This window comes from Bowdeniella nasicola, assembly GCF_001907295.1.
GTDB lineage: Bacteria > Actinomycetota > Actinomycetes > Actinomycetales > Actinomycetaceae > Bowdeniella > Bowdeniella nasicola.
In genome coordinates this window covers 1-23,833 of sequence record NZ_MQVR01000039.1, presented here as the reverse complement: position 1 = coordinate 23,833, position 23,833 = coordinate 1, and the positions used below count along the sequence as shown (strand labels likewise).

23 protein-coding genes, 1 tRNA gene and 1 pseudogene are annotated in these 23,833 nt (G+C 65.7%); 10 read left to right on the top strand and 15 right to left on the bottom strand.

From position 1 onward, the window contains the following. The first annotated feature begins 130 nt into the window (after positions 1-130). Together BSZ39_RS07560 and BSZ39_RS07555 are read left to right on the top strand one after the other, a co-directional pair. Positions 131-1,081, top strand: a complete 951-nt coding sequence (locus tag BSZ39_RS07560; protein WP_073716753.1) for a sugar kinase — start codon at positions 131-133, stop codon at positions 1,079-1,081. 56 nt (positions 1,082-1,137) lie between these two features. Further along, entirely contained in the window at positions 1,138-2,571 is a 1,434-nt protein-coding gene (locus tag BSZ39_RS07555; protein WP_083603059.1) for an MFS transporter, read from the top strand. On the opposite strand, the gene BSZ39_RS07550 is transcribed toward BSZ39_RS07555, so the two are convergent. The 3 genes from BSZ39_RS07550 to BSZ39_RS07540 are packed head-to-tail and all read right to left on the bottom strand — an operon-like array spanning position 2,550 to position 4,055. Beyond that, positions 2,550-2,903 carry a nuclear transport factor 2 family protein gene (locus tag BSZ39_RS07550; protein ID WP_073716752.1) on the bottom strand — a complete coding sequence of 118 codons (354 nt, stop codon included), beginning with the start codon at positions 2,901-2,903 and terminating at the stop codon, positions 2,550-2,552. The genes BSZ39_RS07555 and BSZ39_RS07550 overlap by 22 nt on opposite strands. A gap of 10 nt (positions 2,904-2,913) precedes the next feature. Beyond that, positions 2,914-3,480 carry a protein-L-isoaspartate O-methyltransferase family protein gene (locus BSZ39_RS07545; protein WP_073716751.1) on the bottom strand — a complete coding sequence of 189 codons (567 nt, stop codon included), beginning with the start codon at positions 3,478-3,480 and terminating at the stop codon, positions 2,914-2,916. Beyond that, positions 3,477-4,055, bottom strand: a complete 579-nt coding sequence (locus BSZ39_RS07540; protein ID WP_073716750.1) for a GNAT family N-acetyltransferase — start codon at positions 4,053-4,055, stop codon at positions 3,477-3,479. Before BSZ39_RS07540 ends, BSZ39_RS07545 begins: the two co-directional genes overlap by 4 nt. Positions 4,056-4,089: 34 nt before the next feature. On the opposite strand from BSZ39_RS07540, the gene BSZ39_RS07535 reads away from it, so the two are divergent. Next, a complete protein-coding gene (locus BSZ39_RS07535; protein ID WP_073716749.1) occupies positions 4,090-4,722 on the top strand; it encodes a thymidine kinase in 633 nt (210 codons plus the stop codon). Here BSZ39_RS07535 and BSZ39_RS07530 read toward each other — a convergent pair. The 5 genes from BSZ39_RS07530 to BSZ39_RS07515 all read right to left on the bottom strand — a co-directional run bounded on the left by BSZ39_RS07530 (position 4,719) and on the right by BSZ39_RS07515 (position 8,835). After that, positions 4,719-5,342 carry a hypothetical protein gene (locus BSZ39_RS07530; RefSeq protein ID WP_143180425.1) on the bottom strand — a complete coding sequence of 208 codons (624 nt, stop codon included), beginning with the start codon at positions 5,340-5,342 and terminating at the stop codon, positions 4,719-4,721. The genes BSZ39_RS07535 and BSZ39_RS07530 overlap by 4 nt on opposite strands. Before the next feature lie 113 nt (positions 5,343-5,455). Then, positions 5,456-5,869 (bottom strand): hypothetical protein, encoded by a 414-nt coding sequence (locus BSZ39_RS13490; RefSeq protein ID WP_143180424.1) that lies wholly within the window; start codon positions 5,867-5,869, stop codon positions 5,456-5,458. A gap of 131 nt (positions 5,870-6,000) precedes the next feature. Continuing rightward, positions 6,001-7,401, bottom strand: a complete 1,401-nt coding sequence (gene nhaA, locus BSZ39_RS07525) for a Na+/H+ antiporter NhaA (protein WP_073716747.1) — start codon at positions 7,399-7,401, stop codon at positions 6,001-6,003. A gap of 130 nt (positions 7,402-7,531) precedes the next feature. Further along, positions 7,532-7,939, bottom strand: coding sequence for an FKBP-type peptidyl-prolyl cis-trans isomerase (locus BSZ39_RS07520; protein ID WP_073716746.1), 408 nt, complete (start codon positions 7,937-7,939; stop codon positions 7,532-7,534). An 11-nt stretch (positions 7,940-7,950) separates the two neighbouring features. Beyond that, positions 7,951-8,835: a Bax inhibitor-1/YccA family protein gene (locus tag BSZ39_RS07515; RefSeq protein WP_073716745.1), complete on the bottom strand. Its 885-nt coding sequence runs from the start codon at positions 8,833-8,835 to the stop codon at positions 7,951-7,953. Positions 8,836-9,084: 249 nt separating this feature from the next. Between BSZ39_RS07515 and BSZ39_RS07510 the strand changes: the two genes are divergently transcribed. The 4 genes from BSZ39_RS07510 to BSZ39_RS07495 all read left to right on the top strand — a co-directional run bounded on the left by BSZ39_RS07510 (position 9,085) and on the right by BSZ39_RS07495 (position 12,934). After that, positions 9,085-9,978, top strand: coding sequence for an ABC transporter ATP-binding protein (locus BSZ39_RS07510; protein ID WP_073716744.1), 894 nt, complete (start codon positions 9,085-9,087; stop codon positions 9,976-9,978). After that, positions 9,975-10,778, top strand: coding sequence for a hypothetical protein (locus BSZ39_RS07505; protein ID WP_073716743.1), 804 nt, complete (start codon positions 9,975-9,977; stop codon positions 10,776-10,778). The genes BSZ39_RS07510 and BSZ39_RS07505 overlap by 4 nt, the downstream gene beginning before the upstream one ends. A gap of 84 nt (positions 10,779-10,862) precedes the next feature. After that, positions 10,863-12,200 carry a sensor histidine kinase gene (locus BSZ39_RS07500; protein WP_073716742.1) on the top strand — a complete coding sequence of 446 codons (1,338 nt, stop codon included), beginning with the start codon at positions 10,863-10,865 and terminating at the stop codon, positions 12,198-12,200. 35 nt (positions 12,201-12,235) lie between these two features. Beyond that, positions 12,236-12,934 carry a response regulator gene (locus tag BSZ39_RS07495; RefSeq protein WP_073716741.1) on the top strand — a complete coding sequence of 233 codons (699 nt, stop codon included), beginning with the start codon at positions 12,236-12,238 and terminating at the stop codon, positions 12,932-12,934. A gap of 7 nt (positions 12,935-12,941) precedes the next feature. Here the strand turns inward: BSZ39_RS07495 and BSZ39_RS07490 are convergent. Then, positions 12,942-13,014 (bottom strand) — tRNA-Leu (locus tag BSZ39_RS07490). Between the two features lie 197 nt (positions 13,015-13,211). Between BSZ39_RS07490 and BSZ39_RS07485 the strand changes: the two genes are divergently transcribed. Both BSZ39_RS07485 and nhaA (BSZ39_RS07480) read left to right on the top strand, forming a co-directional pair. Then, a complete protein-coding gene (locus BSZ39_RS07485; RefSeq protein WP_143180422.1) occupies positions 13,212-17,423 on the top strand; it encodes a LamG-like jellyroll fold domain-containing protein in 4,212 nt (1,403 codons plus the stop codon). Between the two features lie 162 nt (positions 17,424-17,585). Beyond that, positions 17,586-19,016, top strand: coding sequence for a Na+/H+ antiporter NhaA (gene nhaA / locus BSZ39_RS07480; protein WP_245792455.1), 1,431 nt, complete (start codon positions 17,586-17,588; stop codon positions 19,014-19,016). Between the two features lie 7 nt (positions 19,017-19,023). Here the strand turns inward: nhaA (BSZ39_RS07480) and BSZ39_RS07475 are convergent, their stop codons facing one another. The 6 genes from BSZ39_RS07475 to BSZ39_RS13875 form a co-directional block, all read right to left on the bottom strand. Beyond that, positions 19,024-20,013, bottom strand: coding sequence for a Ppx/GppA phosphatase family protein (locus tag BSZ39_RS07475; RefSeq protein ID WP_073716739.1), 990 nt, complete (start codon positions 20,011-20,013; stop codon positions 19,024-19,026). After that, positions 20,010-20,519 (bottom strand): DUF501 domain-containing protein, encoded by a 510-nt coding sequence (locus tag BSZ39_RS07470; RefSeq protein WP_073716738.1) that lies wholly within the window; start codon positions 20,517-20,519, stop codon positions 20,010-20,012. Before BSZ39_RS07470 ends, BSZ39_RS07475 begins: the two co-directional genes overlap by 4 nt. Then, positions 20,506-21,111: an FtsB family cell division protein gene (locus tag BSZ39_RS07465; RefSeq protein WP_073716737.1), complete on the bottom strand. Its 606-nt coding sequence runs from the start codon at positions 21,109-21,111 to the stop codon at positions 20,506-20,508. Before BSZ39_RS07465 ends, BSZ39_RS07470 begins: the two co-directional genes overlap by 14 nt. A 143-nt stretch (positions 21,112-21,254) precedes the next feature. Next, entirely contained in the window at positions 21,255-22,535 is a 1,281-nt protein-coding gene (gene eno, locus BSZ39_RS07460) for a phosphopyruvate hydratase (RefSeq protein ID WP_073716736.1), read from the bottom strand. 77 nt (positions 22,536-22,612) lie between these two features. Beyond that, positions 22,613-23,116, bottom strand: coding sequence for a hypothetical protein (locus BSZ39_RS07455; RefSeq protein ID WP_073716735.1), 504 nt, complete (start codon positions 23,114-23,116; stop codon positions 22,613-22,615). Between the two features lie 134 nt (positions 23,117-23,250). After that, positions 23,251-23,403 carry a hypothetical protein gene (locus tag BSZ39_RS13875; RefSeq protein ID WP_158025109.1) on the bottom strand — a complete coding sequence of 51 codons (153 nt, stop codon included), beginning with the start codon at positions 23,401-23,403 and terminating at the stop codon, positions 23,251-23,253. A gap of 223 nt (positions 23,404-23,626) precedes the next feature. Between BSZ39_RS13875 and BSZ39_RS14210 the strand changes: the two are divergent. Next, a pseudogene (locus tag BSZ39_RS14210) lies at positions 23,627-23,833 on the top strand (hypothetical protein); the annotation flags it as partial.

The following is a 23,833-nucleotide window of genomic DNA, read 5'->3' as shown; positions in this document are numbered from 1 at the left end:
CGACCATGACCGATACCGACACGCCCGCACTAGCAAGCTAAAACCCCAAACGAGAGGAAAACGCCGTTACACCACTACAAGGGACTTGACCCCGCTACGGGACGCTCACCGCCAGTTTAGGAGTAACACAATGACGTACGATCTCACCACCATTGGCGAAGGCCAGATTCGATTGACGGTGAATAAAGGCGAGCGGCTCCTTTCCGCGAACTCACTGCGAATGACGGCTGCCTGTTCGGAAGCTAATGTGTCCGGCTTATTAGCGCAGTTGGGCCATCCCGTGTCGTGGGCATCGAAGATGCCGGCCGGCGATTTAGCCGAGCGGGTGCTCTCGGAGTTCCGTTCGGTCGGCGTCGACCTATCCAATATGGTGCGTGCCCCCGAAGGCCGCGTCGCGCTCTATTTCATGGAACCAGGCGAGTTTCCGATGCCCGGCAAGGTAACCTACGACCGGATGCACACCGCGTTTCGCACGGCAAGCATCGACGATTTCAACTGGGATTCCCTCTTCGATACGCGCGTCGTATTCGTCACCGGTATAACTGCGGCACTCACCGATGACACGGCACGACTCATCCGGTATTTCGTCGACGGCGCAGCAGAGCGCGGTATCGACATCGTGCTCGACGTGAACTACCGCTCGATGCTGTGGGACCCCGATGACGCATGCCGCATACTCGCCCCGATCGCTCATAAGGCATCCGTACTCTTTTGTTCGCGTCGGGATGCCGCAACGGTCTTTGGCATCGACGGCGATGGCCCCACCTCATGCCGCAAGATGCGCGAGCATTTCGGTGTGCCCCAGGTCGTGGCAACGGACCAGTGCAACGGGGTCTACTACTCCAGTGCATCAACGGGCGAACTGACCTTCGACGTCGAACGTGTTCCCGTCATCGACCGGCCCGGTGCGGGCGATGCGTTCGTCGCCGGCACCCTCCACGGATTCCTCACCTCCACCGTCTTGGACGGTATCCAATACGGACTTCGCACCGCGAAGTTCGCACTCACCCACCACGGCGACCTCACCCATATCTCCCCGGCGGAGCTCGCCATCCCCGTCACCACCGATATCGTCCGATAACCACGTTCCCCGCCGACATGACGTTCGGCCCCGTCACCATTTGAGAGGTTTCAACGATGAATTCCGCCTCCACCTCGGCGACCGCGACCGCGGAAACCGCCTACGACCAGATTGACCAACGTCAGCTCACTCGCAACCAACGCAGTCTCATCGGCCTCGTCGTCATGGGTAACCTGTCGGAGTTCTTCGACCTGTTTCTCATCGGCTTCGTTGTCGCGCTGCTGACCAAGCCTTGGGATCTCACCGGCTTCGAGGCTGGAACGATTTTGGCCTGCTCGGGCCTCGGCACCGTACTCGGTGCCATCGTGTGGGGCCGCCTCGCCGACTCCATGGGGCGACGCACTGCCTTCTTCTGGTGCGTCCTCATGTTCGTCGGTTTCACCGCCCTCACCCTCCTGACTCCGGAGCGCGGTTGGTGGATGCTAGCCCTACTGCGCATCGGCGTTGGCATGGGCGTCGGCGGCCTCAACATCACCTCGATTCCCTATGTTCAGGAATTCGTCCCCACGAAACACCGCGGATTCCTTGCCGGCCTCGGCTCCGTCTTTATTCCCGCAGGTCTCTTCCTCGGCTCGCTCGCACAAAAAGCCGTCGGCGATAACTGGCGGATGCTCATTGCGCTGGGCTGCGTCCCGATCCTGTTGCTCGTGTGGCTGCGTTTCGTGCCCGAATCTCCGCGCTTCTACCAAACCCGTGGCCGCGATGAGGAAGCCCGCAAATCCCTTGCGTGGGCGATGGACATCCCCGTCGAGCAGGTCGGAGCGCTGCCGGCCCTGTCGCAGGCCGAGTCCACCTCCTATGCTTCCTTGTTCCGCCACCACCTCAAACCGCTCGTCGTCATCACCGTCGGCTCGTTCTGCTTCATCATGGGCGGCTTCGCTGTCCAATCCTGGGGCCAAACCCTGCTCAAAGATGGCTTCCAGTTTGATATCGGAACCGTCGCAGTCCTCTTCATGTTGGTCTCGCTCGCTGACCTCATCGGGCGGCTCGGTTCAGCGTTCCTCGCGGACCGAATCGGTCGCCGCTACACGATGCTGCTCTTTGGCCTGCTGGGCGCTGCCGGCTGCTTCATTGCCGCGTTCTCCCACGGCTCGGCATGGCTCTTCTTTGCCGCGATCTGCATCATCATGATGTTTGGCGATGGAGCATTCGGTATCCTCAATGCCTTCGGCGCGGAGCAATTCCCGACGACGTCCCGATCCACGGGCCTCGGCCTCGGCTACGGTATTGGTGCTACCGCCAAGATCATCGGCCCGTTCCTCATGGGCGCCATGATCGGCGGCAATGCTGTCAAGCAGAACGTCACGCTCGGGATCATCACCCCGGCGTTCAGCTTCTTCGGCGTCTGCTTCGTCATCGGCGCGATCGCCTACATGTTCGCGAAGAAACGAAGGGACGCGCACTCGAAGAGATCTAAGAAGCTGCTCGGCCCCCGGGACCAACAACAGCTGGCTCCGGGGGTCGCAGCTTACGGCGCGGGCGTGCCCTGATGGTAGATCGTCTGCCAGCCGGTCTCGGTTCGGCGCCACAGCGACATCCGGCGTGGCCGTCGTCCCTCGATGACGCAGTCCCACAGCACCTGAACAATGTCGCGCGATAGCGCGCGCCCTTCGAGGTTCTCGATCTCGATCGTGACCGGCGCTGCCGCCTCGCGCTCGAGCATGTCGAGGATTGAGGCACGGTCCCAGCGCTTGCCCGAGGCCCCGATCTCAATGAAGTCCTCCGCGAGCAGCGCTAAGAGCCGTTGCGCATCCGCGCGTACGTCGGGACGCTGGAGTTCCCGCTCCAGCTCGAGTACACGGTCAATATCGGCCTGTGTCATGAGTTGGCTCCTAGTGCAGCGGGACGAACGTGTAGGCGCCGTGCGTGCTCTCCTCGACGTTGCCGTCGGCGTCCTTGCTAATGCGGTACATCGTATGCCCGACGGGGATGGCCATGATCCCGCCGGGCGCGAGCTGGTCGACGAGCTCACGTGGCAACTCGCGCGGCGAGGCGGACACGAGGATCCGATCGTAGGGCGCCTCCTCGGGAACGCCAAGAACGCCCGGCGTGGCCTGCCGGATCTCGGCCCAGGGACGGGACGCGGTCGCAAGGTTGGCACGTCCAAATTCGACGAGTTCGGCGATGAGCTCGACGCCGATCACCTGGCCACCCTCCCCGACGAGGTGCGCGAGCAACGCTGTCGTCCAGCCGCTGCCGCTTCCAACATCGAGCACGCGAGCGCCAGTCGGCACGTCGAGCAGCTCAAGCATGTCGGCGACGGTCCGCGGCTGCGAGTTCGTCTGCGAAAACCCGATCGGCACCGGCATATCCCAGTGGGCCTGGCCTTTCAGCTCGGGTGGCAAAAAGTTTCCGCGGGGCGTCGCGGCGAACGCCTCGCGCGTGCGCGCGAGGCTCATGGCTCCTCCCGATGCTGTCCGATGAGCGACGGCCAGCTCGCGGTCTCGACGTCGAGAGTCTCGCTCGTCGGTGGCGGATCGAGCTTCAGCCTGCCGTAGGTGCGCACGTCGATGCGTTCACCGTCGATGAGGAACTTGCCGCGCTCCACGCCCTCCCAGGTGAAGCCGGCCGCGAGCGCCACCCGACCCGAGGCTGGGTTGTTCGCGCGGTGGCCGAGTTCGAGACGCTCCAACCCGCCGTCGGTCAGCGCCCAGTTCGCGACGGTCGTCGTCGCGCGCGAGGTTAGCCCGCGGCTGCGATAGTCGGCGTGCATCCAGTACCAGACCCAGCCGACGAGGTTCACCGCGTCGACACTAATCCCGACGCAGCCCGCGACCCGGCCGTCGACCTCGATCGCAAAGGACGTCGTGTTCGAGTCTTTGCCGCACGCCCAGGCGAGGTACGACGCCGCGGATATCTCGTCGGTGACATCGCCCTGGCGCGACATGTCGCTGGCGGAGCGGAACGCGGCGAGAACATCACCCGCGTCGGCGAGTGTCAAAGGCCGCACGTGCGCGGTCGGCTTCTTCTCCATACTTCATTATCGCCCGGCTCGGTAAGCTGGGGCCGTGGCAAAACTGTACTTCCGCTACGGGGCGATGAATTCGGGTAAATCAACCGCACTGCTGCAGGCGGCGTACAACTATGAGGAACGTGGCCAGCGCGTGCTGCTGGCCAAGCCGCGCCTTGATACCAAGGGCGATAATTCGATCGTCTCGCGCCTCGGCATCACGCGCGAAGCCGACTTCCTCCTCGGCCCCGACGACAACGCCCGCGAGGTATTCGCAGCCCACGCGCACGGCGATGACCCGGAATCGCTCGTCCCCCACGTCGACATGGCACCCGTCGCGTGCCTGCTCATCGACGAAGCCCAGTTCTTCACCCCGGAACAGATCGACGACTTCCTGCGCATCGCCATCCTCGACGACGTGCCCGTCCTCGCCTACGGCATCCGCACCGACTTCCAGACGCGCGCATTCCCGGGCGCCCGCCGCCTACTGGAGATCGCGCACACGCTCGAAGAGCTCAAGACGATCTGCCGCTGCGGTAAAAAGGCGATGTTCAATGGCCGACGCGTCGGCGACGAATTCGTCTTTTCCGGCTCGCAGGTCGCGATCGACGGCGTCGACGTCACCTACGAGTCGCTGTGCGCACTGTGCTACCTGCGCGAATCCGGCGGCAAGCTCGAACCCGGCGCCTAGAGCGTCGGCACCAAAATGTCCTCGAGCGCCGCGAGCAACGGGTGGGAGGTCACCGGCTCATCGAGCAGAGGGTGGGAGCCATCCGGCCATAGTTTCGGCGGCTGCCCCGCAGCGCCCCACACCAGGAGCCCCTCCCAGTAGCTCGGCATGTCATCACGCACCACCATGGCGCGTCGGGCCCGAGTAGACCCGTCATCGAACTCAATCGGCGACTTTTCCAGGACACGGAAGACCGTGCCCTCCAACGGTACGTGGAAGGACGTCAAACCAAACGGCCCCGCAAGGACCATTGGCTGGTCACCACTAAATGTCGCCACATCGGTGGACTCAGCTAGCTTCCGCATCACTGCATCGGCGTAAACCCCCGCGACACAATCCTTGTTCGAGTCGAACAATACGATCTCGCCATCACGCGTGACGTGGCACTGGCCCACCACACGCTCTTCGCTCCACGGCTCGTCATCATGGGTCACCAGGAGTTTCCAGCCCTGGTCACCGGGTAAGTCATAACTGATCTGATAAGGCGACCCCATCGCCTCACATTCCAGCCACTCATGCGCAACTCCGTAGCTGTGCCAGTATCGCGGCCCGATCGGAGTATGCTCGTCCAGCTCCACCATGAAATACCCAGCTGGATGAGTGAACAGCGGCCGACGCCGAGGCGCACCACTATCCTCCTCGCACACTGGCCACGACGTAGCGATAATCTCTACCATTGCACTAGCCCTCCAAGCTACCGGACCTCAGGCCTCATCTTGCCTGTGAAAATTCTGCCATCAGGGTAGAGCGACGCGACGACTTTTCCTTGATTGTGGGGCTTCTTCAGTTTCCAGTACTTCTCTGCATGGCCGGCACGATCTCGTTCGATCCACCAACCTTGGCCCTTAGGCTCACGCCATCCGTTTTTGATCTTCACGGTGAACACCTTGAGGTTGACCTTTCCACCCACCAACAACCGAACAGGTATCCTGCTCGTCCCGCATTGGAGCTCAGCATCTGGCCGACTACTTGATGATGTCTGCGCAAGAGGAGCGACAGACATCGGTGCACAGTGGATTGGACCAGCCGGATCAATTTCCTTGGCGTGAACCGCAGCCGGAACGAACGCAAGTAGCGCCCCCACTATCGCAGCTAAAAACTTCTTCATGAGTCCCCCTGTCTTACAGCCAGCCACACCGTATGACCCGCTTCGCACCAGCATTAGGGTCAACTCAAGCAATTGTCAATAGAATTTGTTACCCCAGTCACTTCCCGGCCCGCATGCGAACTGATGATCAGCTAGCTGAAACGCGGGGCACGCCGCTTCCGGGTGCGGATCGCGGCCGCTTTCCGGCGCACCCTGCCCGTATGGCGCCCGAATCGTCCCGTCGTATGCGGCTTCCCACCGCCCGAATCGCCACCGCGGCTCAGCTGCTTGCGACGGCGCGTCAGGAAGGACGCACCAAGCATGCCCGCCAGGAGCGAGGCCACCATGACGCCGAACTTGGCGGCATCGACGGCCGGATCACCTGGAAAGGAGAGTTCGGAAATAAGCAGTGAGACGGTGAAGCCGATACCCGCCAGGAAGCTGACTCCGAGCAGATCGGCGACATTGACACCGCCCCCGGGCTTCAGCGGTGTAAAGCGAGCCAAGAAAACGACACCGCCATAGATACCGATGAATTTTCCAAGCACGAGCCCCGCGATAACGCCGATGGCGGCGGGGTTCGTCAACATCTGACCGATCCCTCCGGTGACGGTCACGCCCGCGGCGAAGAACGCGAAGACGGGCAGCGCGAAACCAGCAGAGATCGGGTGGATGGCGTGCACGAAGCGGTGCGTCATGGAATCGTCCTCATTCCCGCGCATCTTGGCCGGCACCACCATGCCCAGCAGGACGCCCGCGACGGTGGCATGCACTCCGGAACGGAACATGAAGACCCAGGCAATAAGCGCGAGCGGGATGAGGATCCACCACGGGGTCACCCGCCGCTGGACGAGGACCGCGAAGGCCGCGATGACGAGGGCGGACAGTCCCAGCGCCACGAAGTCCACGCGGTCGGTATAAAACACGGCGATGACGGTGATCGCGAGCAGGTCATCGACGACGGCGAGTGTCAGCAGGAATACACGTACCCCGGGCGGCAGTCCCTTGCCGAAGATTCCCAGCAGCGCGACCGCAAAGGCGATATCGGTTGCAGCCGGGATCGCCCAGCCATTTCCGAGCCCCGAATCCGTCACCTGCTGCACGAAGGAGTACAGCAGCGCCGGCACCACCATGCCGAGCACGGCGCAGATCATCGGCAGTGCCGCGCGCTTCGCATCTCGCAGCTGCCCGGTCACGAACTCGGTCTTGAGCTCGAGACCGACGATGAAGAAGAAGATCGCGAGCAACCCGTCGGCGGCCCAGTGCGCGACCGACATCTTCAATCCGAGCGACTCCGGGCCGAGGTATGTCCCGGCCATCTGGTGATAGCTGTCGCGAAATGGGCTATTCGCCCACAAAATTGCGAGCACCGCTGCCGCGAGCAGCAGCATGCCGGAGCGGGTTTCATTTTCTAAAAACTCACGGATACGTGCGCCCGCGTGCCGACGCGGCGGACGCAAGCGCTGCGACGGCGGAGCCGTTTCGACGGCTTGGATATTCGCGGAGATATCCGCGTCAGGCGAGGTACGCGCGGACGTGTCAGGGGTAGGCACGGTGCTCCTGGTTCAGTGGTGAACGATGTGTGCCGACCAGACTTCCCGACGCTCCAGGAAATTACCCTAACAAAATCCGGCTGGCGCCGCTTCGAGCGGTGCCAGCCGGATTCGGCTGAGCGGTGTGAGATCATTCCGCGTCGAGGAGATCCACGACGAAAACCAGCGTCTCATTCGGGCCGATGCCCGCCTGCGGCACGCCGGCCGGGCCGTAGGCCAGGTGGCCGGGGATCGAGAGCAGAACGCGGTCGCCGATCTTGCGGCCGACCAGGCCCTCATCCCATCCGGCGATGACCATGCCGACGCCGATCGGGAAATCGATCGGAGCGCCGCGGTCATAGGAGTTGTCGAAGACTCCGCCGTCCCAGGACTGGCCGAGGTAGTTCACCGTGATCGTCTGGCCGGCGGCGACCTCGTCGCCTGAACCTTCCTCGAGCACGACGACCTGCAGGTCGCGGGGAGCGGCGCCACCCGGAAAGGTGATCTCGGGCTTGTCGCCGAACTCGCCAGAGGCGGTGGGCAGATTCGCGTCAGTCATGAATCTTCCGATCAGTCGTTACGCAGGATTGCGAGCAGGCGCAGGAACTCGAGGTACAGCCACACGAGGGTGACGGCGATCCCGAAGCCCGCAGCCCAGGAGTACTTTTCCGGAACGCCGCGCTCAACGCCACGCTTGATCGAGTCGAAGTCGACGATCAGCGAGTAGGCGGCGAGCAGGACGGCGAAGGCGCCGATGATCAGGCCCAGAGGGATCCCCATGATGGTCATGCCGCGCAGGCCCCACGGGTCGGTGACGACACCGGTGAGCATGAGGACGAGGTTCACGAGGCTGAAGGCCAGGTAGCCGAGCATCGCGATCATGAGCATGCGCGTCGCCTTCGCGGTGACGCGGACCTTGCCGGAGGAGTACAGCCCGAGGCAGACGAGGAACGTGATCGACGTGGCGAGCACGGCCTGCAGGACGATGCCGCCCCACTGCGCTTCAAAGACCGCAGAGATGCCGCCAAGGAACAGGCCTTCGGCGATCGCATAGCCCATGATGAGGGCCGGCGACGGCTCCTTCTTAAAGGCGTTCACGAGGCCAAGGACGAGGCCGACGAGCAGGCCGCCGAACGTCAGGGCCATGCTCGGGCCGATCACGAGCCAGTGGATCGCGGCGGCGAGAATGATCGTGCCGACGACGATGCCGGTCTTCATCACGGCATCGTCATAGGTCATCCGACCAGTCTCCATCGGGCCGGCCGCCGGCTGCTGGTAAGCGTGCTCGAGTTCCTCAGCGGAAATCGTCGACTCACCATAGGTCGGCTGCGGCGCAGCCGTGGCCTGGTTAGCACCCGGGGTATAGCCGGGCATGGTCGGGTAGCCACCGGGCGTGCGGTCGAGCTTGCTCTTTTCCGCAAACACCGGGTTGGACGAGAAATACGGGTTGGACATCGTGATCCTCCTAGTCGGGGCGCCGGACGCGGCGTCTACCGGCTTCTGTCGCCATTCTACGGGCGCGACAAGGAGGCGGCTAGCGAGCTTTTTCGCTGGGCGAACAGTCCAGGGAAAACTCGTTCCCAAGGAGGAGGAGCCAGGTGACCTGCTCCACATTTCTTGCGAATTATTCAGGGTGCGGTTCGTGTTTGCGGGCGATCCGGCGAGCTCAGCGCGTTTCTAGGCTGGAGCCAGGAGGTCACCACCATGATTGAACTACACCACCTCACCAAAACCTATGGCGATGTCAGGGCGCTAAGCGACGTATCCGCCATCATCTCCCCCGGTAAAGTCACCGGCTTCGTCGGCCCGAACGGCGCCGGTAAGTCCACCGCCATGCGGATCACGCTCGGGCTCGATCGCCCGACGTCGGGCTCGGCCACCATCAACGGCAAGTCCTTCGCCGCCTCGCCCGCTCCGATCACGGCGGCTGGCGCTCTGCTCGATGCGCGCGGCATTCACCCGGGCCGCAAGGCCCGCATGCATCTGCTCTCGATCGCGGACACCCACGGGATTTCCGGCGCACGCGTGGAAGCCGTCCTCGACATCGTCGGCCTGCGCTCGGTCGCGAACCGTCGCGTCGGCACGTTCTCGCTCGGCATGGGCCAGCGCCTCGGGATCGCGGCCGCGATGCTCGGCGATCCCGGCGTCTACCTGCTCGATGAGCCTGTCAACGGCCTCGACCCCGCGGGCGTGCGCTGGATCCGCCACCTCACCCGCTCCTGGGCGGCCGAGGGCCGCACGGTCCTCGTCTCCTCGCACCTCATGAGCGAGATGGCACAGATCGCCGACGATGTCCTCGTTATCGGCCGCGGCCGCATCCTCGCCCACGCCCCTATCGACGAGATGATGAACGACGGCAACGCCGTGCGCACCCGCGTCGTCGCCTCCGACATGGCCACCTTGCTGCGCGCCCTGGGTAAACCCCGCGAGCGCGACGGCATCATCGAGGGCATCGATGCCCGCACCATCGGCGAGACGGCCGCCCGCACCGGCGTCGCCCTGTACGAACTCACCCCGCTGCACTCTTCGCTGGAAGACGCGTTCTTCACGCTCACCGACGACGCCGTACAGTTTTCCACCCCGGAGGTTTCCAAGTGAGCACCGCGACCCCGACCATTGCTACCGCCGCTAATTTCTCGACCGCCCCGCGCCTCGCATTTGCGCGCGTCGTGCGCAGCGAATGGCGCAAGTTCTTCTCGCTGCGTTCCCTCGTCATCACGTTCGCGATCGCAGCGGGCATGGGCGTCGCGATCCCGATCCTCATCACCGCGTTCATCGGCGACGACCACCCGATCCGGTTTGTCTTCGGGCTGCTGACGCAGGTCCCGGCGACGTCCCAGGCGCTGGTCCTGCTCGCGGTCGGTGCCCTTGTCGTCTCCTCGGAGTTCAAGAAGAACGCGGCCATCACGACGTTCGTCACGGTCCCGCAACGCCTGCAGGTCCTCGCGGCGAAAGCCGTCGTGGTCCTCGCGATCACGCTGCTCGTATGGGCAACGACGCTGCTGACGTCACTCGCGGCGTTCTACATTCGCTACGGCTCGAAGGCATCCCTTGACGACGCTTTGCAGTCGATCACGATGCCGCTTCTCTACCTGCTGTTCTTCGCGTTCATCGGATTCTTCTTCGCCGCGATCCTGCGCTCGTCCGCGGGCGCCATCACGTCGGCCGTCGGCCTGATCTACGTCCTGCCGATCGTGGCGCTGATGTTCTTTGGCTACGTGCCGGTCTTCGAAAAGATCGCGTACTACCTGCCGATACAACTGACGAACCGGCTGTTCCTACCAGTCGACGCCGCCCACCCGGTGTCGCTGACGCTCGCCATCGTTGTCCTTGGCGTCTACGTCGCCGTCGCAGGCGTCGCGGGCACGGTGCTCATGCAGCGCCGCGATATCAACTAGTTCCGCGGGAGTTCACCGACCGCTAGCCTGCTAGATATGAAGTTGCGTCCACCCGTTCACCCCCTTGCAATCGAAAGCACGGGGGTGAGCGACGTCCTCGGCGGGGCGACCTCCACCGCCCGGGCCGGATCGCTGCGGCTTTTCATGCGGCAGCACCCTTGGTTCACCGACATCACGATCGCGCTCGTCTACCTCATCGTCTCGGTGGGGCTCGGCGTCTGGCACCTGAACGCGGGGGCCCGACTCGCGGTCCTGGCCTACCTCTCCACAATGACGATCGCGCTCGTCTTCCGACGCTGCTACCCCCTCATCATCCTCGCGGCGGCGATCCTGCTGCCCGTCGGGCTCTTCTTCTTCCTCACCCTCATCGGCGCCGACCCCGAAGCGAGCCGGATGGTGCTGCAGCTGCAGTTCGAGGGCCGCCCGGCGGCGCACGCGGTGCTCCCCTTCGTCGACCTGCTCGCGCTATCGATCGCGGCGTTTACCGTCGGCAGCGAACACCCGCTACGGATCTCGCTCCCGACCATCGGCCTCACCCTCGTCTTTACCGCCGTCATCACGCTCGTGTGGGGGCAGCGCAAATTCTTCGTGCTGTGGGTCGTCATCATCTGGCTCGTCCTGCTCATCGCCTACCTCATCGGCTCGAACGTTCGCTCCTCGCGGCTGCGCATGCTCGAGCTCGAAAACCGCGCCCGCCAGCTCACGCTCGAACACGAACAGCGCGAACAGCTCGCCGTCTCGCAGGAGCGCAACCGCATCGCCCGCGAGATGCACGACGTCGTCTCGCACTCCCTGTCCGTCATGGTGACGCTCGCCGAGGGTGCCGCCGTCGCCCTCGACCGCAACCCCGACATAGCGAAACAGGCCGTCACCGAGCTCGCCCAGGTCGGGCGCGACTCGCTGCAGGACGCGCGCCGCCTCGTCGGCGTGCTGCGGGCCGACGCGACGACGAGCCCACACCTGCCCGGCCAGCCATCGTCCATCGCGGAGGACGACGTGCCCCGCGAGCCGCAGCCCGGCGAGCACGACGTGCGCCGCCTCATCGAGTCCTATCGGCGCGCGGGCATGCCCGTCACGCTGCACGAATCCGGCCCTGAACTGCCGCCCGACCCGAGCTTCCACCTCGCGATCTACCGCATCGTGCAAGAATCCCTCACCAACGTGCTGCGCTATGCGCGCGCCTCGAAACGAATCGACGTCACGCTCTCGCGCTCCGGCCGCGACACCGTCATCACCATCGAAAACGACGCGGGTGATGGCCAGCAGGTGATGCCCGGCTCCGGTAAGGGCGTCATCGGGATGCGCGAGCGCGCCGCCGTATACGACGGGACCGTCCACGCTGGGCCGACGACCACCGGATGGCAGGTGCGCGCGACGCTCCGCGTGCCAGGTCAGCCTCACGCGTGGTCCTCGCCGGTTTAAGCTACGACCAGGCCTATTTCACCCAAGGAGTACCCGTGACCGAACCCGAATCGACCGGTGACGAATCCGTCATCCGCGTCCTCATCGTCGACGACCAAGCGCTGCTGCGGATGGGCTTCGCGATGGTGCTCGACGGCGCCGACGGCATCGAGGTCATCGGCGAGGCTGCCGACGGTCGCGCCGCGGTCACGCAGGCGAAGGCCCTCTACCCCGACGTCGTCCTCATGGACGTGCGGATGCCCGACGTCGACGGCATCGAGGCGACGAAGCAGATCGTCTCCGCCCTGCCCCACACGCGTGTCCTCGTCCTCACGACGTTCGACCTCGATGAGTACGCGTTCGCGGGCCTGCGCGCCGGTGCCTCCGGCTTCCTGCTGAAGGACACGCCGCCCGCCGACCTCGTCACCGGGATCCGCAACGTCGCGGCCGGCGAATCGGTCCTCTCGCCGCGCATCACGTCGCGGATGATCGAACTTTTTGGCGAAAAACTCCCGACGGAAGCGCCGGAGGACTCCCCCGCGGCGAAGATCATTGCCTCGCTGACCACGCGCGAGCGCGAGGTCCTCGAGTTCATCGCGACGGGCGCCTCGAACGTGGAGATCGCCGCGCAGCTGTACGTCTCGGAGACGACGGTAAAGACACACGTCGGGAACCTGCTGGCGAAGCTCGGCCTGCGCGATCGCGTCCAAGCGGTGGTGTTCGCCTACGAAAACGGCGTCGTCACCCCGCACTAGCGAAAAGTACCCCCGGTGGGACTCGAACCCACACTTGATCGATTTTAAGTCGACTGCCTCTGCCATTGGGCTACGGGGGCGGCGCCTTCCAGGGTAGCGCTCCGCGCCACGTACGTCCCAATTCGCCCACCCCTTCGACGTCTGATGTTCACCCGGTGTCTACTGTGCGCCACTAGCGTTACCGTGTGCCCGACCATACGACTCGTCGCGAGCTGCGAACCGGGCACCGCGGGTCAAGCCTCGCAGTTCGATTCCCGACGGGACTCGAAAGGACATTATGACCACCTGGAATCGACTGGGTGCGGCGCTGCGGCGTCTTGGTGCATTAGCACTGGGCGCCACAGTCGTGGGCAGCACCCTGCTCACCCCCACAACCCACAGCCTCGCGGCTCCCGATATGACCCCGAACGTTGCCGCCGGAGACGTCCTCGACGTGGACTTCTCCCGCAAAACTCCCCATGACAGCGCTCAGGGCTTCCGCGCCACCCCCGTCGGCGGGGTGGCGTTCCTGTCAGACCCTGACCTCGGGCAGACCGTCGCGAGTTTCGACGGCGATGAGGGTGCCTACCACTACCCCGGTTTCGCCAAGGCGTGGACCGACGACTCCCTCAAGCACCCCAGCACGGGCGTGACCCAGCAGTGCAAGTTCCGCTACACGGGCGAGGCCGCCCCCAAGACGCCACAGTTCATCTGCCGCGTGAACAACACGGGCGGCTTCGGTATCTACATCACCGGCACCGAGCTCACCGCCAATCTGCAAACGACGCAGAAAAACGACTGGATCGGCGCGAAGTACTCCCCCGGCGACTGGGTCGACGCGGTCCAGACCTACGACGGCACCACGTGGTCGCTGTACATCGATGGCCGCCTCGCCACCGAAAAGAAGCGCACCGGTGACATCCGCGTGCCGAGCGATGGAAACCGCGTTTACACGCTCGCCGACTCGCCCGTGAATGAGGACTGGAACTTCGAGGGAGATATCGCCGCGACGCGCGTCTGGCAGCGGGCGCTATCGGCCGCGGAGGTGGCGGCGCTCGCCGAGGGCAAGGTCGACCAGCCTCCGACGACCGACCCCGGCATCGTGCCCGACCCGAACGTCCTCGACGTCGACCTGTCGCGCGGCAACGCCGACGACACGGCGCAAAACTTCGCGGCGACGACGCTCGGCGGCACCGAGCTCGTCACCAACCCCGACAAGGGCACGGTCGCGAAGTTCAATGGGAAGGACGCGGCGATCCACTACAAGGACTTCCCGAAGGTGTGGACCGACGCGAACTACGTCCGGCCGACGAAGACCTTCACCCAGCAGTGCACGTTTAGGTACACGGGTAAGGAACTGCCCACCGGCCCGCAGTACCTGTGCCGCGTGAACAACCCCGGCGGTTTCGGGTTCTATATCGACGGTTCGGCGCTCACGGTGAACCTGCAGACCGATAAGGACAACAACTGGATCTCCGGCACCTACACGCCCGGCGATTGGGTCGACGCCGTCCAGACCTACGACGGCAAGACGTGGAACCTCTATATCGACGGCGAGCAGGTCGCGACCTCCCAACGCGGCGGCATCGTCCAGATCCCGAGCGGCGCCTCCCAGGTCTTCACGCTCGGCGACGCCCCCGCGAACAAGAACTGGTACTTCGAGGGCGAAATCGCTAACTCGCGCGTCTGGGACACGGCGCTCACCCCCTACCAGGTCAAGGCGATGCACGACGGGTCGTCCGACGTGCCCGACGTCGACATCATCGAGACGGTACCGGCGCGCGGCGCCCACCTGACCTCCGAAGTCGTCTTCGACGCGCGCATCCGCGGCGAAGAAGCAGCTCGCGACTGGTCGTTCACGCTCGATGGCAAATCGATCGCGCGCGGCACCCGCATCGGCTCCGACCTCACGGCCGGCGCGCATGAAATCGTCATCACGGCGATCGGCCCGCGCGGCGAAAACCTCAAGTGGCGCATCCCGTTCACCTCCGAGTCCATGCCGTCGGGCGGCGGCATCGACACCGACCAGGGCCAAGGCACGGTCACGCTGTCCGCGATCGCAACGAACCCGACCGGCGGCGACGTCACGACGACCTTCACCGAGGGCGATGTCGCGAGCGCCGGCGCCGGCTTCCAGGGCGTCATCGCGGCCATCCCGTCGACGCTCGAATTCGACTACACCGACGGCTCGACGATCGACGGCACGCAAGAGCCCGACGGCACCCTTATCGCGGCGCCCGTCGCGAAGAACCGCCAGCTCGTCTTCCAACGCTTCGACATGCCGCTGAGCGGCGACGCGAAACAGCGCGAAGTCGTCTGGAGCGGCAAGGTCGACCCGCTGCGCTCCGCGAGCCTGTGGGCGTGGCACGCCGAGCGCACCGAATGGGTGAAACTCACCTCGGGCCGCGGCGTTGCCGACAGCGATACCCAGCTGCGCGGCACCGTGCGCGACAGTTTCGTCACCGACGGCACGATCCACCTCATGGTGATCGGCGAAGACCCCTTCACCGACGATCTCGCCCCGCGCGATGAGACGGCGGGCAAGCCCGAAAACCGCGATAAGTTCGAGGACCCCAAGGACTACGATTTCGCGCTCGCACACATCAGCGACACGCAGAACATGGTCCAGATCGTCGGCAACGTGTGCAAACAGTACAACGTCGGCGCCGAAGACGTGATGCGGCAAGCTTACACCGACCTCACCACGTGGATCCGCGACAACGCGAAGGAGCGCAAGATTGCGTTCACGACGCACACGGGCGACGTCATCGAAAGCAACATGACGGCCTACCCGAACCACTGCAAGCAAAACGCGCAGCAGGTGACCGCCGAGTTCACGTTCGCCGATAAGATGCAGCGCATCCTCGACGACGCCGGCCTCGTCAACACGGTCCTGCCCGGAAACCACGACAACGCCAACGGCACCGACAACGGACCGGACACGGAGTTCAACCAGTTCTTCGGCCCGAAGCGCTACTACGAGGCGTCCAAGATGTGGCCCGAGGGCGCGTCCTACCACCCGTGGGATGAGGTGCTCGACGCCGACGGCAACATCGTGAAGCCGGGTAAAGACAACGACAACCACTACGTGCTGTTTAGCGCGGGCGGCCTCGACTTCATCGCGGTCTCCCTCGGGTTCGTCGTCACGCCCGACGAGGCCGAATGGGCGAACTCGGTGTTCAAGAAGCACGCAGATCGCAGCGGCATCCTGCTCACCCACGCCTACCTCGGCTCCTCCAGCCAGCCCGATGGCCGCTCGGCGAGTCTGACCGCCGACGGCGGCATGCTGTCGAAGAAGGTCGTCGATTCCAACCCGAACATCGTCCTCGTCCTATCGGGCCACGTCCACGGCGTCGGCACGAACGTGAAGAAGGACGCGGGCGTGAGCGTCGACCGGAAGCATGGCGTCGTCGAAATCCTCGCCGACTACCAGGAGTACCGCGTCGACGCCGCCGAGGTGTGGCCCGACAAGGTCCTGCCCGACGGCGGGGTCGATCTCGACGGCGACGGCAAGGCCGACCACGGAAGTAACTACGGGATCATCCTCGGCGCGAGTTTCCTGCGCCTGTTGCAGATCGATACGAAGAACTCGACGATGTCGGTCGACACGTACTCGCCGTACCTGAAGAACTTCGGGGCGACGGAATACGACCGCTCGAACCGGTACAACGGCGCGGAGGACAACTTCACCGTGCCGCTCGACCTGCCGACCCGCACGACGACGATCGAAACCGACGGCCTCAGCGTCGTCACCCCGACCGACCGCGTCATCGGTGAGGCCACGGCCCGCTCGGGCTGGCCGGCGAGAGTGACGTGGTCGGGCCTGAAGGAAGGCGCGCTGTATGCGTGGAACGCGACGAGCCGCGATGCGACCGGCACCGTTCTCGGTGAGGTCCACCAGTTCGGCGGCCTCTTCCGCGCCACGGCGGCGGGCACCGATAAGGAGCCTCCGGTCCTGACCGTGCCTGCGTCGACGACGATCACGCAGGGTGAGCGGTTCGACCCGCTCGCGGGCGTGAGCGCTACCGATAACGTCGATGGCGACCTCACGAGCGCGATCCAGGTGACGGGCGAGGTCGATCCGAGCACGCCGGGCGCCTACGCGCTGCACTACCTCGTCGCGGATGCGAACGGGAACCAGGCGGCGGCAGTGCGCGCGGTCCAGGTGACCGAGCGTGAGGACACGGAGCCGACGCCGGAGCCGACAGAGCCGGGCGACCCGAGACCCGACCCAACCGAGCCCGGCGACCCACGTCCCGACCCGACGGACCCGGGTGAGCCCGGCGACCCGACGGCAGGTCCGTCCGACCCGGCAGACCCGACTAACCCGGCCCAGCCCGACGACCCCACCCCGACGGCACCGGGCTCCTCACCGACGCACCCGGGCGGCAAGCGCATGCCGATCACGGGTAGCGCCGGCGGCGAGCTCGCGCTCGTCGCCGCGGGCCTGCTCGCCCTTGGCGGCCTCGGCCTGGCGACGCTGCGGCGCCGCAACGCCCTGACGTCGTAGATCACCACGAAGCTCTGCCTCTTGTGCGCGTCACACCGGCACGCACAAGGGGCAGAGTTTTGCCCGATTTACCGCGCTCAGTTCCGTCATCCGCCCGAACGTCTTGTTCGTCACGGCCTGAAGGCCCGCACATTTCGCCCGAGCCGGATTTAGGGTTGAGCCATGTCTGATCCCGTCCGCCCGCCACATCGCACGGGCAAGCGCCGCGCCGTCGGGCTGTCCGACGTCGGCAAAACCCCATCCCCCAGGCCCGTTCGGATCCCGATGCGCGGCCAGGGCATCGTCCGCTCCTCGCGCGCGAACGCGCCCGGCGCACACGGCTTCCAGCGCCCCCGCAACCTCGACCGCCGTCGTCGGCGGCTGGAGGACTACCAGCGGGGCCTGCGGATCGGCGAGGGCGGCCTGAAGGGCTTCATTTCGTCGATCCCGACACGGCTGCATCACGAGCCGACGGCGGGCATGGTCCTGCTGTTCGGCGCGGTGCTGGCGTTGCTGTGGGCGAACTCGCCGTGGCGCGATACCTACCACGCCATCTCCGAGTACACGATCGGTCCCGAGTCGCTGCACCTGCACTTGCCGGTCGCGCATTGGGCTTCCGACGGGCTGCTCGCGATCTTCTTCTTCGTCGTCGGTCTCGAACTGAAAACCGAGTTCGTTTCCGGCGCGCTGCGCGATCTGAAACAGGCGATGGTCCCCGTGCTCGCCGCGGTCTTCGGCATGGTCGGCCCCGCGGTCATCTACGTCGCCGTCCAACTCCTGACCGGGTCCGACGGCCTGCACGGCTGGGCGATCCCCGTCGCGACGGATATCGCCTTCGCGGTGGCGTTGCTCGGCATCTTCGGGCGCGGCCTGCCGCCCGCCGTGCGCACGTTCCTGTTGACGCTCGCCGTCGTCGACGACCTCCTCGGCATCATCGTCATCGCGACGTTCTACACGGACTCGCTGAACTTCCTCGCGCTCGCCGGTGCGCTTACGACCGTGGCCGTCTTTGGTGTGCTCATCCACCGGCGTATCACCGCGCCGTTCCTACTGGTGCCGCTCGCGCTGGTGGCGTGGGCGCTCATGCACGTCTCGGGCGTGCACGCGACGATCGCGGGCGTGCTGCTCGGCCTCGTCGTGCCCGCGACGCTGCGGACCGGGGAGCACGAGACGCTCACGACCCGGTGGGCCAAGGCATTCCACCCCTACTCGGCGGGGCTCGTCCTGCCGGTGTTCGCGTTCTTCGCCGCGGGTGTCACGCTCGTGGAGAGCAGCGGCACCATCGTCGACATCTTCCTCGATCCGGTCGCGCTCGGTGTGATCCTCGCGCTGCCGTTCGGCAAGCTCATCGGCATTTGGGGCGGTACGGCGTTGCTCGTGAAGAACACGCGGCTGCGGCTCGGCGGCGGCGTCGACCTCGCCGATCTCGTCGGCGTGGCGCTGCTTGGCGGTATCGGCTTCACCGTCTCGCTGCTCATCGCGGGGCTGTCGTTCGGCGAATCGCCGCATACGGACCACGCCAAGATCGGCGTCATTGCGGGCTCGCTGCTCGCGGCGATTCTGGGCGCGATCGCGATTCGCCGACGCGTCGCCACCTCGGTGCGCGGTCGCTAGGTACGTTCTACGCCCGCGCGGCGGCGGACAGTGCGATCCCGTCGAGGATGTCGTGCTCCGACGTGCGCGCGTCATCGATCGGATGGCCCGCCTCGCGCGTGCGCGCGTGCACGCGCGCGACGATGCGCGACCAGACGAGCGCGCCCGCCCCGATGACATCGACGCGGCCCGGGTGCATGAAGCCATGCGCCCCGCGCTCCTGGCGGCTTTCGTGCAGCAGCGCGCTGCAGGCGTCGTGGATCTGCTCGACGGAAAGGTGCGTGCCGTCGATCGCCGCCGAATCGTAGGCCGGCAGCGCGAGCGCGTGCGCGGTGATCGTCGTGACGGACCCGGCAAGGCCGACGAGGCGCGTCGCGGCCGACAGGTCCACGTGGCGTTCGGCCTCGTCGATTGCGGCATCAATGTCCGCGGTCGCGACGGCAATCTCGGCCGCCGTCGGCGGATCCGAGTGCAAGTGCCGCTCGGTTATGCGCACGCAGCCAACGTTCATCGAGAACTGCGCCGACGGCGTCTCGGTGCCAAGGACGAGTTCGGAGGAGCCGCCGCCGATATCGACGACGATGGTCGGGCCCGACGTGCCAACGGACGACAGCGCGCCCGCGAACGACAGGGCGGCCTCCTCCTCGCCCGCGATCACTTCGGGGGCAACGCCCAGGCGGTCCTTGATGCCCGCGACGAACACGTCCCGGTTGGCGGCATCGCGCGTCGCCGACGTGGCGACGAACCGAATGGCTTCGACGTCATGCTCGCGGCACAGCGCGGCATAGTCCTCCGCCGCGGCGAACGTGCGGGCAAGGGCCTCCTCGGCGAGATAGCCTGTGCGGTCGACGCCCTGGCCGAGCCGCACGACGCGCATGAGGCGCGTGACGTCCCTCAGCGCGGGCGCACCCGCACGACGCTCGGCGGGCACGTCGGCGATGAGCAGCCGGATGGAATTGGTGCCGCAGTCAATGGCCGCGACGCGCCGCGCGCCGCTCACGCCTCGCACCCCGCTCATGCCGCGTCCTTCTCACACCAGCAGCGCTCGGTGTCCCACAGGCCCTCGGCGGCGAGCATGTCGAGCGCGCGATCGCCGAACGGGTTGATGCCGCGGCCGACGGCGAGGCTGTGGCCGAGCAGGGCGTGCAGGCATTTGACGCGGCTCGGCATGCCGCCGGCCGAAATGCCGGAAATCTCGGGGACGTCATCGCCGAGCGCGGCGCGGCGGGCAAGGTAGTCCTCGTGCGCGCGCGCGTACACGCGCGCGAGCTCCTCATTGGCAGCGAGCTCGTCGTTCATCTCGTGCATGACGCCGCGCGCCTCGAGCGTGGAGATACCCTTCACGGCCGCGGGGTGCGTGAGGTAGAACGTCGTCGGGAACGGGGTGCCATCATTGAGCCGCGGGGCGGTCGTCGCGACGAGGGGCGCACCGCAGACGCAGCGCCCGGCGATATCGACCAGGCCGCGCGGGACGCGCCCGAGTTGGGCGCCGAGCGCGGCGCGGTCAGCGTCAGTTACCGGCATCGGTGTTCTCCTTGACCTCGGAGGCGATCTCGACCGAATCTGCGATGGCGAGATACCACGGGGGTTTGGTCTCGAGTTGGGGCAGGCCGCGGCGCGGATCCTCGGCGGGGCCTTCTCCCGTCACGGTCTGCGGGTCCACCACAACATACGAGGTCTCACCGGGAAGGACCCAACCGAGCCGGTCGCGGGCCTGGGCGGCGACGAAATCCTTGTTCGCCCAGCGGGCCTTTTCCCGCTCATAAGCGGCGATATCCGCTTTCACCTGGTTGACTTCGGCGTTGAGCTGCCGCGCCTGTTCGCGCTGCTGCAGGTAGTGCTGCAGCGGCGAGGCGACGATCGCAAACGAGAACGCGAGCGTCACGAGCAGCATGATCGCGCGCCAGGAGATGGAAAACGAGCCGCGCGAGGTAGAAAACTTCAGCCCCGTGGCGCGCTCGCGCCGTTTCTTTCCGGCCTTGCGCACGGCGCTGAGCTTCGTCGTGCCCTTCTTCCCGTTCTTGCCCGACGTTTTCGCGCCCGCGGGCGTGCGCCCGGGACCGGACCGGGACGTGCGCGCGGGCCGGCGCGGGGCGGACGGGCGGGAGGATTTCACGCCTCCCATTGTCGCCGAAGATGGGAGGCGATGCCGGTCGCACGCGCCGAATGTGCGCGAAGATACGGCTCCGCCCTCGCGGCACCAGGGTACCTGCGGGGGCGGAGGCGCGGCTGCGAGGCGCTAAACCTCGCGGCTATGAGTTAGCGGCGAGCGCGCGGGAAGGCGGAGTGGCCGGCGTAGACGGCGGCGTCCTCGAGCTCTTCTTCGATGCGCAGCAGCTGGTTGTACTTCGCGACGCGCTCGCTTCGGGCCGGGGCGCCGGTCTTGATCTGGCCGGAGTTGGTCGCAACCGCCAGGTCGGCGATCGTCGTGTCCTCGGTTTCGCCGCTTCGGTGCGAGGTCATCGTCTTGAAGCCCGCGCGGTGCGCGAGGTCGATCGCATCCAGCGTCTCGGACAACGAACCAATCTGGTTGACCTTGACGAGCAGCGCGTTCGCGGTGTTCGTGTCGATGCCCTTCTTCAGGCGCTCCGGGTTGGTGACGAACAGGTCGTCGCCGACGAGCTGGACGCGGTCACCCACGCGCTCGGTCAGCGTCTTCCACGCATCCCACTCATCTTCGCTCAGCGGGTCTTCGATGGAGACCAGCGGGTACTTCTCGATGAGCTTTTCGTAGTAGTCGATCATGAAGGCGGTGTCGCGGCCTTCACCTTCGAACTGGTACTTGCCGCCTTCGAAGAACTCGGTCGCAGCGACGTCGAGGGCCAGCGCGATCTCTTCGCCCGGGCGGTAGCCGGCCTTCTCGATGGCCTCCATGATGAGGTCGAGCGCGGCGGCGTTCGACTCGAGGTTCGGCGCGAAGCCGCCCTCATCGCCGAGGCCGGTCGACAGGCCGCGTTCCTTGATGACGGCCTTGAGCGTGTGGTAGACCTCGGCGCCCCAGCGCAGGGCTTCCTTGAAGGTCGACGCGCCGACGGGAGCAATCATGAACTCCTGAATGTCGACGTTGGTATCGGCATGCGAGCCACCGTTGAGGATGTTCATCATCGGCACGGGCAGGACGTGCGCGTTCGGGCCACCGAGGTAGCGGAACAGCGGCAGGCCGGCCGAGTCGGCGGCGGCCTTCGCGACGGCGAGCGAGACGCCGAGGATGGCGTTCGCGCCGAGCTTGCCCTTGTTCGTCGTGCCATCGAGATCGATGAGGACATCGTCGATGACGCGCTGCTCGGAGGCATCGAGGGTGAGGATTTCGGGGGCGATAACGTCGATGACGGCTTCGATGGCGCCCTGCACGCCCTTGCCGCTGTAGCGGGACTTGTCTCCATCGCGACGTTCAACCGCTTCAAATGCACCTGTGGAGGCGCCGGAGGGAACGGCGGCGCGGGCGACCGTGCCGTCTTCCAAGTAGACCTCCACCTCGACGGTGGGGTTGCCTCGCGAATCGAGGATCTCGCGTGCGCCGACAGCTTCGATGCTAGCCACTATGGCTCCTTACGTGTTGGGAACGTACATCCCCAGCCTAGGGGACGATGAGAGTAAAGGGCGGGACGATTGTCACGCTACTGGGTCTTGGGAACGAGCCAGACCGGAGGCGCCATCGCGGTGCCCTTGGCCGGGTCGATGCCGTAGCGCGGGTTGACGTCGGCGGAGCGCAAAATCTCGGTGATGCGTTCCCCGATCGCCTGCTTCTTATCCGACGCGGCGATCTGCTGGTTCAGCAGCGAGGCCTTCGCGACCTGCAGCGTCTCCTCGGAGATGTCCGCCGGATCGATCTTGAGGTTGGTCAGAGCCGCGCGCACGTCGTCGTCGGACATCGCCATACCGTTTTCTCCGGCGGCGGTCGTGATCGCGGTGGCGATGAGGAGGTTCGCGAGCGCCGCCGACTGGGAGGCGCCCTGTCCGGTTACGCGCGGCAGTTCGGCGGCGACGACAGAGACCGTCGTCTCGGAGATGCGCTCACCTGCGACCGTGGCAGCCTGGCCCGCCTGGCAACCGGCGAGGGTTGAGCCAGCGAGCGCGACGACGGCGAGGGCCGACAGGGGTCGACGCAGATTCGAGAACACTTCTAACCTCCAGTGGGAAACATGTCGTGGTTCTATCGTAGCGGGCGCGAGGCTTCGCCTCCGTTGCGCTGCGATGCGACGAAAAACCGTCAGCCGCGAATAATCGCTGATAGCAGGGCGAACAGGTCGCGGACTCATCCGAGGAGTTCGTCGTCGGTGAGGGCGACGTTGCCAAAGCCCTTCGGCTTGGGCAACGGGATGAGCAGTTGACGCGTAGCCAGGCGAATATGCGTGCCGGGGTGCAACCGATTCAGCCGCACCTGCTGGCTGTCCTTGAGCTGCAACACTACGGCACGTGTCGGCTGTAGACAACACTCGTTTGGTCTCCGATGTTGCATCTCCGGGAGCTATGACCGGCGCCACGTGCGTTTAGGTATTGCGACATATGTGGCTCTTCCGGTTTCAGAGTGCGTGACGCGGTCTCTGACTGCCGGGTGTTGGTGATGAATGAGAGCGGGCCTTGGGTGAAGATAGAAGTTTCTCAACTCGTCTCTCACCCACGGCCCTGTCGTGCAATCTACCGTTTCTGCCGCGCCGTGTCCCGTCGCTGATGTCATCTGCCGCACTCTCGAGCTCGGCGTCCACATCACCGGCGCTCACATCACCGATGACGACATCACTGTCATCGAAGCCTCACCACGAGAACCTCTCGGGTACTGCCCCGAGTGCGGTGCTGAAGGCCGGCTGCGTGACCACGTGATCCGCCGGCTGACGGAT

Excerpts from the sequence above, each read along its gene's own strand:
- BSZ39_RS07560 (WP_073716753.1), top strand. The coding sequence starts at position 131 with ATGACGTACGATCTCACCACCATTGGCGAAGGCCAGATTCGATTGACG.
- BSZ39_RS07555 (WP_083603059.1), top strand. The coding sequence starts at position 1,138 with ATGAATTCCGCCTCCACCTCGGCGACCGCGACCGCGGAAACCGCCTAC.
- BSZ39_RS07550 (WP_073716752.1), bottom strand. The coding sequence starts at position 2,903 with ATGACACAGGCCGATATTGACCGTGTACTCGAGCTGGAGCGGGAACTC.
- BSZ39_RS07545 (WP_073716751.1), bottom strand. The coding sequence starts at position 3,480 with ATGAGCCTCGCGCGCACGCGCGAGGCGTTCGCCGCGACGCCCCGCGGA.
- BSZ39_RS07540 (WP_073716750.1), bottom strand. The coding sequence starts at position 4,055 with ATGGAGAAGAAGCCGACCGCGCACGTGCGGCCTTTGACACTCGCCGAC.
- BSZ39_RS07530 (WP_143180425.1), bottom strand. The coding sequence starts at position 5,342 with ATGGTGGAGCTGGACGAGCATACTCCGATCGGGCCGCGATACTGGCAC.
- BSZ39_RS13490 (WP_143180424.1), bottom strand. The coding sequence starts at position 5,869 with ATGAAGAAGTTTTTAGCTGCGATAGTGGGGGCGCTACTTGCGTTCGTT.
- BSZ39_RS07520 (WP_073716746.1), bottom strand. The coding sequence starts at position 7,939 with ATGACTGACGCGAATCTGCCCACCGCCTCTGGCGAGTTCGGCGACAAG.
- BSZ39_RS07515 (WP_073716745.1), bottom strand. The coding sequence starts at position 8,835 with ATGTCCAACCCGTATTTCTCGTCCAACCCGGTGTTTGCGGAAAAGAGC.
- BSZ39_RS07510 (WP_073716744.1), top strand. The coding sequence starts at position 9,085 with ATGATTGAACTACACCACCTCACCAAAACCTATGGCGATGTCAGGGCG.
- BSZ39_RS07485 (WP_143180422.1), top strand. The coding sequence starts at position 13,212 with ATGACCACCTGGAATCGACTGGGTGCGGCGCTGCGGCGTCTTGGTGCA.
- nhaA (WP_245792455.1), top strand. The coding sequence starts at position 17,586 with ATGTCTGATCCCGTCCGCCCGCCACATCGCACGGGCAAGCGCCGCGCC.
- BSZ39_RS07475 (WP_073716739.1), bottom strand. The coding sequence starts at position 20,013 with ATGAGCGGGGTGCGAGGCGTGAGCGGCGCGCGGCGCGTCGCGGCCATT.
- BSZ39_RS07470 (WP_073716738.1), bottom strand. The coding sequence starts at position 20,519 with ATGCCGGTAACTGACGCTGACCGCGCCGCGCTCGGCGCCCAACTCGGG.